We start from the raw sequence: 10834 nt of genomic DNA, 5'->3' as shown, positions 1-10834 counted from the left end.
CATAAACATTTTGTTTTTTTCACTGTCTACTTGACAGGGTGCAGTTCATTTTGTGGATTAGTCCTTTTTACAATTGAACTGATATCATTTTAATCGTGTTTATTTGACTAGGTATAGCTTGAAGTTATAGTACATCGACGCTAAGTTTACAATGAAGCAAACACGTTTCAAATTCGCTTTGAAATATGTACTCAAGTGAAAAAAGGCTATACATACTATAAAATTACTATCTTACAACTTTAAAAGGTGATATTTATAAATTTAAATCAACCTATATGATTTGAACCTTTGTGATCAACTATCAATGTTCGCTTTAAATAAATGACAAAACAGTTAAGTTTAACTGAGAGCATCAATAAAAAATACAAGCAAAGTAGCATGTTTATCTATGTGATATAATAAAAATATTGTATAATATGATGTACTGATATACGCATTTAATTAGAAAGTGAGATGAAATTATGGGACGTAAGTGGAATAATATTAAAGAGAAAAAGGCCCAAAAAGATAAGAATACGAGTAGAATTTATGCTAAATTTGGTAAAGAAATCTATGTAGCGGCTAAATCTGGTGAACCCGATCCAGTATCAAACCAAGCTTTAAGATTAACATTAGAAAGAGCAAAGACATATTCTGTGCCTAACCATATTATAGATAAAGCTATTGAAAAAGCTAAAGGTGGCGGCGAAGAAAATTACGATGAGTTGCGATATGAAGGATTCGGCTCAAATGGTTCAATGATAATTGTAGATGCGCTTACTGATAATGTTAATAGAACCGCATCTGATGTTCGTGCCGCATTTGGTAAAAATGGTGGCAATATGGGGGTTTCTGGATCTGTTGCTTATATGTTTGAACATACTGCAGTATTTGGTGTTGAAGACAAGCCAGCGGATGATGTCTTAGAAAGTTTAATGGAACAAGAGATAGATGTTAGAGATGTCATAGACGAAGATGGTTTAACAATTGTATATGCTGAGCCTGATCAATTTGCGCAAGTACAAGATGCATTACGTGCATCAGGTGTTGAAACATTTAAAGTAGCGGAATTTGAAATGTTACCACAGTCAGATATTGAATTATCAACAGAAGATCAAGAAACATTCGAACAATTAATTGAAGCATTAGAAGATTTAGAAGATGTACAAAATGTATTCCATAATGTGGATTTGAAATAACATGGATAAAAATCAAGAAGTACAAAAATGGATTGAACAATTACAATTACAGCCGCATCCAGAAGGTGGGTATTATAAAGAGACTATAAAAGAGATACCTGATAACTCAAATCAAAGGTCAGCTTATTCTAGTATATATTTTCTTTTAACGCATGATAATATATCACATTTTCATCGTATAGATGCCGATGAAATCTGGTATTACCATGCAGGATCTTCTTTAACTGTTCACATGATACACCCAGACGGTAGCTATCAAAAAGTAACTGTAGGGCCACATATCGAAAACGGTGATGTATTACAACATGTAGTGCCAAAAGGTACGATTTTTGCCTCGTCTATTGAAGATTGTGCTGGTTATGCGCTTGTGGGTTGCATGTGCCATCCAGCATTTGAATTTAACCATTTTGAGTTATTGAGTAAAGAATGGTTAAACGAAACTTACCCAGAGTTAAAACAAATTAACGATCGTTATGCTTTATCATCACTGGACATTAATAGTTAAATATAAAAGCAAACTCGTGTTACTTTCTCATTAAAACGCTTGTGAAAGTAACACGAGTTTCTTGTTTATATTATTTTGAAGTACCAAAAACTTCATTAGCGATTTCAACAATATAAGCTAACTTTTTCCATTGTTCTTCTTCTGTCAATTTATTGCCTTCTTCTGTAGACGCAAAGCCGCATTGCGGACTTAGACAAATTTGTTCTAAATCTATATAATTTTGTGCTTCTTTTACACGTTTTAAAATAGTATCTTTATCTTCTAACTCACCGTTTTTTGAAGTGAATAATCCTAATACTGCAAATGAACGGTCTTTTGGGAAAAATCTTAAGGGTTCGAAATCACCTGAACGTTTATCGTCATATTCTAAGAAGAAACCATCTAATTGTTCTTTGAATAGATACGGTGCGATTGGTTCGTAACCACCAGAAATGGCCCAAGTAGATTGATAATTTCCACGACAAATGTGTGTTGTGATTAATAAATCTTTTGGTAAATCACTGATTGCTTCATTAATCACTTTATAAGCAAGCTGACGCGCAATTTCTTTTTCTGATTCACTTCTATCACGCCCACGTGTGTTTTGTGTTCCAGAAGTCAAGTTTGCCCAATACACATCATCTAGTTGAATATAACGTGCACCAAGCTCATAGAATTTAAGTGAACTATCATGATAAGCCTTTGCTACATCATGTGCAAAATCATTGATGTCAGGATATATTTCTTCGTTTAAAATATTAGGGTGGAATAATTGGTTTGGACTTGGAATTGAAACTTTTGCTGTTGCACGACCGTTTACCTTATCATATAAAAATTTAAAGTGTTCAAAATGGGGATGATTTGGATTGAATGCAACTTTATCAACCACTTTGACGTTGTGATTTCTAGTTTCTACACCTTCAAATGTTAAACCTCGCTCAGATGTGTAACCTTCAACACCATCCAAGTTTTCTAAGAAATCGAAATGCCACCAACTTCGGCGGAATTCACCATCAGTAATACTATGTAAACCAATTTCTAGTTGTTTATCTATGATGCGTTCAATTTCTTCATCTTCTATATTTTTTAAAGTTTGTGCATCTATTTCGTTGTTTTGATAATCTTTGCGTGCATCTTTTAAGCGTTTTGGACGTAGCAAACTCCCTACGTGATCCGCTCTAAATGGTCTTTGTGTCGTTGACATATGGCTATCTCCCTTTTTAAAGAATTTTCTGAAAAATATATTAAAAATTTAACAAAGTTCTCAACAATTGTCAATTTCGCTTTTGCGCTATGAAATATAGTACAATAAAAATAATTATCTACTCACTATTAATTAAAAATTTAAATGTAACAAACATAAGATGACATGTAAGGTTCAGTTTTATATAATAATGACAAGGAGTTGGTGGCAGTGAAAGTAAAATATATTGATAAACGTCACTGGCGTCGCATCATTGACCGAGAGTATACGGAAGTCAAAGTGAATAATAACAAATTTAAAGGTATTATTGGTTTAGTAACGATGAAAAAAGTACGTGAACCGCTAGAAGTATCGGTGGTAGGACAAAATATTGTTGTTGCCGATGATAACTATCAGTGGTTACAAATATTACCTGAAAAAAAGCGTTATAGTATCACAGTGATGTTAGACGACAAGGGCAATCCGTTAGAATATTACTTTGACATAAATATAAAAAACGTTACGCAAAAAGGAAATGCGCGTACGATTGATTTATGCTTGGACGTATTAGCATTACCTGGTGGAGCATACGAGCTTGTAGATGAAGACGACTTATTACGCGCGTTAAATCAAGGACAAATAACGAAGAAACAATATCACGAAGCATACATTATCGCACATCAGTTAATGATTAAAATTGATACAGATTTTACAACGATGCAAGACAAAATTATGTATTGTTTTCATAAGATAAAACAAAAAGCGAATTCTCAAAAGCAATCTTCTTTTAATAAACAAAAATTTAAAGGGAAAAAGCATAAAGACAAAGACTCTGTATACAATGAGACTAAACATAAGTCGATTAAAAAATACAATAAGCATTATAATCATTCTAATCAAAACAAAAATAAATCACATCATAGTAAGATTAAAGATTCAAATGCATCTCAAAAATCTTAAAATTGTGGTAAACAAAATTCCCTATATTAGTCATGCATTAACCATGTTATAGTAAACACTGCGAGAATTGAAGATTACTGAATATAAGTAATTAACGCAAAGTAGATACAAGTAAGGCCACCATAAATAAAGATATTTAAGTATTTGTAAAAATAGGGGGATAATTATGAAGATTGACGATTATCGCTTGTTAACTACATTAGATGAGACAAAAACGCTCAGGAAAGCAGCAGAAATTTTATATATCTCTCAACCAGCAGTAACACAACGATTAAAAGCGATAGAAAATGCATTTGGTGTCGACATATTCATACGTACAAAAAAGCAATTAATAACCACGACTGAGGGTATGATGATTATTGAACACGCGCGTGATATGTTAAATAGAGAGCGTCTATTTTTAGATAAGATGCAAGCACATATCGGCGAAGTAAATGGTACCATTTCCATCGGTTGTTCGTCTTTAATAGGTCAAACGTTGTTGCCGGTTGTATTGAATTTATATACACGACAATTTCCAAATGTAGAAATTCAAGTTCAAGTAGGATCAAGTGAACAAATTAAAGCGAATCATAGAGATTACCATGTGATGATTATTCGTGGTAATAAAATGATGAATTTAAGCAACACACATTTATTTAATGACGAACATTATTTTATCCATCCAAAAAATCGTAATGATGAAGTAGAAAAGATGCCGTTTATCGAATTTCAGGCTGACCCTATATATATTAACCAAATTAAAGAATGGTATGGTAGTCAAATTGGTCAAGATTATCATGCGATGATTACGGTTGACCAAGTGGCGACATGTAAAGAAATGTTATTAAATGGTGTTGGCGTGACAATATTGCCAGAAATAATGATGAAACATTTGGATAAGGAACAATTTGCGTTTCAACGCGTAGATATAGACGATAAGCCGCTGATTCGTTCTACTTATTTAAGCTATGATCCAAGCATGTTACAGTTGCCACAAGTTGATTCATTTATTAATTTAATAATGGAATACGTAGAATAATAATTATTCACAATTGAATATTTTGGTTCAGTTATAAAAGTAACTTTGCGAAGAGTTATATTGAATTTAATAGGAATAGAGGACGCTAAATGTTTAGTGAATTGTTACATATAAAAAATTATAAATTATTTGTTGTTAATATGATGATGTTAGGTATGGGAATTGCGATCACTGTACCGTATCTGGTGTTATTTGCCACAAATGATTTAGGTATGACTTCTACCCAATATGGCTTGTTATTAGCATTAGCTGCAATTAGCCAATTTACAATGAATACAATTGTAGCGCGTTTTTCTGATACACATAGTATCAATAGAAAAACGATTATTATTACTGCACTTTTTATGGGCGCAGTCAGTTTTTCAATTTATTTTTATGTTCATGAAATATGGATTTTTATAGCAATGTATGCCATTTTTCAAGGTTGTTTTGCCCCAGCTATGCCACAAATGTATGCGTCAGCGAGAGAATCGATCAATACTTCTACATCAAAGGATAGAGCGAAATTCGCTAACGCTGTATTACGTTCGATGTTTTCATTTGGTTTCTTGTTCGGTCCACTTATAGGTGCGTTGTTACTCAGTTTTAAAGGATATGCAGGTTTATTTGGCGGAACGATAACAATCATATTATTCACACTTTTATTACAAGTTTTTTTCTTTAAAGATATTCAAACAAAGCGTCCGGTAGCAGATAGTACACATGTCGAAGCGGCTGCACCTAATATGCTGAGAGATAAAGTTTTGTTTGTACCATTTTTGGCTTTTATTTTATTACATATAGGACAATGGATGTATACGTTGAATATGCCATTGTATGTAACGAACTTTTTAAACGAGCCAGAAAGTCGAGTGGGCGTGCTAGCTAGTATCTGTGCAGGACTAGAAGTACCATTTATGGTCATATTAGGTATTTTATCGGCCAAGTTGACTACACGTACGTTACTGATACTTGGAGGTTTGTTTGGAGGATTATTCTATTTTAGTATTGGCGTATTTAACAGTCTTATCATGATGATTGTGGGCCAGGTGTTTCTAGCGATTTTCCTAGCAATTTTGCTCGGATTAGGTATAAGTTATTTCCAAGATATTTTACCTGATTTTCCTGGTTATGCATCTACATTATTTGCTAATGCGATGGTTATAGGACAATTATGTGGTAATCTGCTCGGCGGTATAATGAGTCACTGGGTAGGCTTAGGCAACGTGTTCTTTGTTTCTGCAGGATCAATATTTTTAGGTATGATTTTAATATATTTTACGAAAGAACAAAAATTCACAGAAGAAAGTATGGAGTAGATTGTAATGACATTGATTTTATGGTTATTTATTATAGCAGCATTTGTTTTAGCGTTTATCGGTTTAATTAAACCAATTATACCATCAGTACTTATATTGTGGATTGGTTTCTTAATTTATCAATTCGGCTTTGATAATCATCATTTGTCTTGGATTTTTTATGTATCGATGGCATTGTTCACAATATTTATTATTATTGCGGATTTCATTATGAATAAATATTTTGTCAGTAAATTCGGTGGATCAAAATTAAGCGAGTATGCAGCATTGATTGGTGTTATCGTTGGTTGTTTTGTCTTTCCACCATTTGGAATAATCATTATCCCGTTTATAGCGGTGTTAGTAGTTGAATTTATACAGGAGCCACACTTTTCTAAAGCTTTAAAGGCAAGTTTTGGTTCAGTTGTAGCATTTTTAGCAAGTTCTATCGCTCAAGCGATAATAATGATTATTATGGTGATTTGGTTTTTCATTGATGCATTATTAATCAATTAATTTACGTAGTGAAAGATGTCACAAGAGGCATACAATCTTGGCGAGCGTCCTTATAGCATAAATGAATTGGAATATAAGCAATCTTCTTGTTTTCGTTATGACTACTTTAGTATAATCACTCACATGTGTTAAAAAGCGGGAATAGGAAGGGAGTCTTAAATGAAATATCCAATTGCTATATGGATGCTCGCAATCGGTGCGTTTGCAATAGGAATGACAGAGTTTGTAATTATGGGATTATTACCCAACATCGCTAGAGATTTTGATGTTAGTGTGAGTCAAGCTGGTCAACTGATTACAGGTTACGCTTTAGGTGTTGCTATCGGTGGTCCTATCATTGTAATGTTGACAATTAAATGGAATAGAAAATATTTATTGTTGGCATTAATGGCGATATTTATTATAGGAAACTTTGCAGCATCATTCAGTCCTAATTATGGATTCATGATGACGAGTCGAATTATTACTTCATTAGCGCATGGTTCATTTTTTGGTATAGGTTCAATATTAGCAGCAAGTATGGTTAAACCAGAAAAGCGTGCTAGTGCAATGGCATTAATGTTTATGGGTTTAAGCATGAGTAATATATTAGGTGTGCCATTTGGAACGTTAATCGGCCAAAACTTTGGTTGGCCAATGACATTTATTATTATATCAATTATCGGAGCATTAGCATTAATAGGTATTATTATATTTGTACCAATGAAAAAAGAAACAGTTAAATCATCTGTATTAAATGAACTGAAAATCTTAAAAGAAAAACGCTTATGGTTAACATTAGCTGTTACATTATTTGGATTTAGCAGTGTGTTTGCTTACTTTACTTATATATCAACAGTACTTATTGATGTGTCACATGTACAAGAAAATTTAATTTCATATTTATTGATTATATTTGGTATTGGTGTCACATTAGGTAATGTTGTAGGCGGAAAACTTGCAGATTGGAATTTAAATAAAGCATTAAAAATGATATTTAGTGTATTTACTTTATATTTCATCTTATTATATTTTGTACAAATGAATGGACTATTAATGGTAGCAGGTATTTTCTTTTTCGGTCTGATCGGTTTCAGTATGAGTCCGTCACTACAATATAAAAGTACTTTAATTTCACAAGATGCACCAACACTTGCGAGTACGCTTAACCAATCAGCATTTAATTTAGGTAATGCTTTGGGTGCGTTTATCGGAGGTGTCGTGGTAACAAATCTACCAGTTGCATCATTAAGTTTAATTGCGCCAATATTAACATTAATTGGCCTTATATTCTTATTTATCAATATTGCAGTAGAAAAGAAAGAAAGTATAACAACATAAGTGAACCATAAACTAAAAACACGTCAGCCACTTCTTGAATTTTAGAAGCATGTGCTAACGTGTTTTTTAATTATCTTTATAAAGAAGCGTTTGTATTTTTATTAGTAAAGTGATGATCAATATATAATGCTGTTGGAATGAAGATGAAAGAAATAATAATAAAAGTCCAGTTGCTAATTAATATATATGGTCCGACAGTTAAAAGTGTCTGTGGAATGAAAAAAACATAAAATATCCCGCATACGGATAAAAGTAAAACGAGATATGTTAAAAGCCAAGATAAATGTGATGTACTAAAACAGCGTATTTGGACTGTTTTAAATAACATCCAAATAAAGAAAAAAATGATAGCAATACCTACGATTAATGTGAGTGGAAAAGTATATAGATATAGTCGTTTTGCACCAATAAAAAATCCTGCAAATCCTTTGAGAAAACAAAAAATACCCACAAACAGCATAATATGACGCATAATATACTTGAAAATATTTCTTATTGTTTCATTTGGTAAACGTCTAAGTTCTCTTTTGGCGTGAGCTTTAGGATCATGATCAAAGAATTCCATTGCTAATGCACCATCTTTTTCTGCTTCTAACAACTGATTTAAAACACGATTTAACATTTTTTCAGAATCATGCGGATTGACACTCAAATCAGCTCTAACGTAAGTCATATAATTTTCGAAAGTATCTCGATCTGTATTATTTAAACGTAATGCTTTTACATTGTTTTCACGCATTAATTTATCGGTAGATTTCATTGGCATTTGGCATTCCTTCTTACATATAAAATATATTTATAATGCTAATTATGACTAATATAGTATTATAAATCAATAACACTTTCAAAGGAGTAATAATGGAATATTTAAAACAAACACAACAACAATATTTAAATGAAATTGCAGAAATTCACGAACAACAACTTAATGAACAATATGAGCAATATCAAAACACTACTATCTCTGTTGCATTGCATAAAGAAATGATTGAAAATGGATTAATGGCCAACACAGATGTTGTGATTATCGAAATACAACAACGACGAATGATTGCTTTTATCTGGGCAAGGTATTTAAAACAATACCAAAAAGTCATTATTGAAATGTTGTATGTTTCCGAGGATTATCGCAATCAAGGTATAGCGAAAGTATTAAAAAAAGAAGTGGAAATATGGGCGCATGCTAAAGGCGCTTTAGAAATCGAAAGCACAGTAGTCAACCACAATAACGCAATGAAAGATTTGAATTTTAAACTTGGATATCATATAAGTTCAGTGACTATGAATAAAAGATTAATAATAAATAATGAAGATATTTAAAAATAATGATAAAATTATATTATTATTATGAAATTAACAAAAGGAGTTCTTACATGAAAAAATGTTTAGCACTCATACTTGCGTCCACTGTGTTACTTACAGCCTGTGGAAAAAATGATGAAAAAGCAACGTTAGAGAAAGATATTGATAAATTAGAAAAGCAAAATAAAGATTTGAAAAAGCAAAAAGAAGATTTAGAAAAACAAAAAGATAAACTCCAAGATAAGTCAAAGAATTTAGAAAAAGATGTTAACACTGAAACATAGGCTTCTAAACGTATTTCTTTACAAAATGATTTTATGCAATATTTCCCAGGAAATTATTGTACTATCGTTTTACAAATTGTTATAATGGGTATCATTAACGTAATGAACATAAAAAGTTTTAAAAAATAGATTTGAAATTATAAGTCAGTTGTCTAGCAATACCTTTATATCAAGTGTGACTTTATAATGAATCATTTATTATACGCAGTTTTTAAACAATCATTTTTCATTAGGAGAAAGAGGGAATAACGATGCATGAAAAAGATTTTGTATTACTAGAAGGGCGTTCAATTACGCTTCCAGAATTAGGTAGAGAAATTGAAAGTATAACTGGTAGAGAAATCAAAGATTCAACGGGTGAAATTAAACGTGTTATTGCACATTTACCAAACTTTGAATCTGATACTGATACATTTGTAGCTACTTACAAATTAAATCATAAAAATGATTTTATAGATGCAACATTTACCGCACCAAAAAGTGAACGTGGTCGGTTAAAAGAAGTGGCTGTAAATGTTGAATTGATTAGTTATATTTCAAAAGCATAAGCAAAGCTTAATCCATGTGATAGCGCGGTATGAGAATAATCATAACGCGTTATTTTCTATAGAAATTTAATTTCCAGTTTAGAGGTGTAACAGTATGACAGTTTATATAGAAACTGAGCGTTTAAGGTTACGGGACTGGCAAGCAGAAGATTTACTTCCATTTCAACAGATGAATGCGAATCATCAAGTCCGTAGATATTTCCCGAGTTTATTAAGTTATCGACGTTCAGAACATGATATGAAAAAGATGAATGACATTATTATAAATCATGGTATAGGACTTTTTGCTGTTGAATTAAAAGAAACAAATGGATGGCTTGGTTTTATTGGATTGAACTATGTACCTAAAGACAGCAAATATACGTTTGATGAGTTACCATTCTATGAAATTGGCTGGCGTTTAATCCCGGAAGTATGGGGGAATGGTTTCGCAACTGAAGGTGCAGAAGCGGTACTCCAATATGCAAAACAGCATGGTATTAATGACGTATACGCATTTACTTCAGAAAATAATGCGCCTTCACGTAAGGTTATGGAAAAAATAGGTATGGAATTATATGATTTCTTTGAATACCCAGAATTAAGCAAATATCATCCACTTAAAAGACATGTTAGGTATTATAAAGATCTAACAAAACAAGCAAAATAGAAGTTTAAATAAAGTAGTGGGGCATAAAGCTCAATCTCATAAAAAAGACTAATCCATATGATGATATGCTCCCTTCAAAGTAGACACTTAAAAATGTAAACTTTGAAGGGAG

Annotated in this window: 13 protein-coding genes; 11 read left to right on the top strand and 2 right to left on the bottom strand. The window is 32.0% G+C overall.

What is annotated here, in order from left to right; translation table 11 throughout:
* Nucleotides 1-461: 461 nt before the first annotated feature.
* Nucleotides 462-1178, top strand: a complete 717-nt coding sequence (locus CD032_RS03990) for a YebC/PmpR family DNA-binding transcriptional regulator (RefSeq protein ID WP_019468176.1) — start codon at nucleotides 462-464, stop codon at nucleotides 1176-1178.
* 1 nt (nucleotide 1179) lies between these two features.
* Nucleotides 1180-1683, top strand: a complete 504-nt coding sequence (locus tag CD032_RS03985) for a cupin domain-containing protein (protein WP_019468177.1) — start codon at nucleotides 1180-1182, stop codon at nucleotides 1681-1683.
* 70 nt (nucleotides 1684-1753) lie between these two features.
* Here the strand turns inward: CD032_RS03985 and CD032_RS03980 are convergent, their stop codons facing one another.
* Nucleotides 1754-2866 (bottom strand): 5-methyltetrahydropteroyltriglutamate--homocysteine S-methyltransferase, encoded by a 1113-nt coding sequence (locus CD032_RS03980; RefSeq protein ID WP_019468178.1) that lies wholly within the window; start codon nucleotides 2864-2866, stop codon nucleotides 1754-1756.
* A 210-nt stretch (nucleotides 2867-3076) separates the two neighbouring features.
* Between CD032_RS03980 and CD032_RS03975 the strand changes: the two genes are divergently transcribed.
* The 5 genes from CD032_RS03975 to CD032_RS03955 all read left to right on the top strand — a co-directional run bounded on the left by CD032_RS03975 (nucleotide 3077) and on the right by CD032_RS03955 (nucleotide 7939).
* On the top strand, nucleotides 3077-3805 hold the full coding sequence (locus CD032_RS03975) for a ribonuclease FAU-1 family protein (protein ID WP_064264637.1): 729 nt from the start codon (nucleotides 3077-3079) through the stop codon (nucleotides 3803-3805).
* A 166-nt stretch (nucleotides 3806-3971) separates the two neighbouring features.
* Nucleotides 3972-4826 (top strand): LysR family transcriptional regulator, encoded by an 855-nt coding sequence (locus CD032_RS03970; protein WP_019468180.1) that lies wholly within the window; start codon nucleotides 3972-3974, stop codon nucleotides 4824-4826.
* A gap of 89 nt (nucleotides 4827-4915) precedes the next feature.
* A complete protein-coding gene (locus CD032_RS03965; protein WP_019468181.1) occupies nucleotides 4916-6124 on the top strand; it encodes a sugar efflux transporter in 1209 nt (402 codons plus the stop codon).
* Between the two features lie 6 nt (nucleotides 6125-6130).
* Nucleotides 6131-6619, top strand: a complete 489-nt coding sequence (locus tag CD032_RS03960; RefSeq protein WP_019468182.1) for a DUF456 domain-containing protein — start codon at nucleotides 6131-6133, stop codon at nucleotides 6617-6619.
* A 159-nt stretch (nucleotides 6620-6778) separates the two neighbouring features.
* Nucleotides 6779-7939, top strand: coding sequence for an MFS transporter (locus CD032_RS03955; protein ID WP_064264636.1), 1161 nt, complete (start codon nucleotides 6779-6781; stop codon nucleotides 7937-7939).
* 76 nt (nucleotides 7940-8015) lie between these two features.
* Here CD032_RS03955 and CD032_RS03950 read toward each other — a convergent pair whose 3' ends face one another.
* Entirely contained in the window at nucleotides 8016-8699 is a 684-nt protein-coding gene (locus CD032_RS03950; protein WP_026034754.1) for a DUF1129 family protein, read from the bottom strand.
* A 98-nt stretch (nucleotides 8700-8797) separates the two neighbouring features.
* Here CD032_RS03950 and CD032_RS03945 point away from each other — a divergent pair, with 98 nt between their 5' ends.
* From CD032_RS03945 to CD032_RS03930, 4 genes are all read left to right on the top strand, one after another.
* Complete coding sequence (locus tag CD032_RS03945) at nucleotides 8798-9259, top strand: GNAT family N-acetyltransferase (RefSeq protein WP_064264635.1); 462 nt, start codon at nucleotides 8798-8800, stop codon at nucleotides 9257-9259.
* Nucleotides 9260-9312: 53 nt separating this feature from the next.
* A complete protein-coding gene (locus tag CD032_RS03940; RefSeq protein ID WP_019468186.1) occupies nucleotides 9313-9525 on the top strand; it encodes an SA0632 family lipoprotein in 213 nt (70 codons plus the stop codon).
* Between the two features lie 251 nt (nucleotides 9526-9776).
* Complete coding sequence (locus tag CD032_RS03935) at nucleotides 9777-10073, top strand: hypothetical protein (protein WP_019468187.1); 297 nt, start codon at nucleotides 9777-9779, stop codon at nucleotides 10071-10073.
* Between the two features lie 94 nt (nucleotides 10074-10167).
* Nucleotides 10168-10722 carry a GNAT family N-acetyltransferase gene (locus CD032_RS03930; protein ID WP_019468188.1) on the top strand — a complete coding sequence of 185 codons (555 nt, stop codon included), beginning with the start codon at nucleotides 10168-10170 and terminating at the stop codon, nucleotides 10720-10722.
* Nucleotides 10723-10834: the final 112 nt, after the last annotated feature.

The sequence above is a fragment of the Staphylococcus cohnii subsp. cohnii genome, assembly GCF_002902365.1.
Taxonomy (GTDB): Bacteria; Bacillota; Bacilli; order Staphylococcales; family Staphylococcaceae; genus Staphylococcus; species Staphylococcus cohnii.
This window is presented reverse-complemented; position numbering and strand designations above follow the sequence as displayed.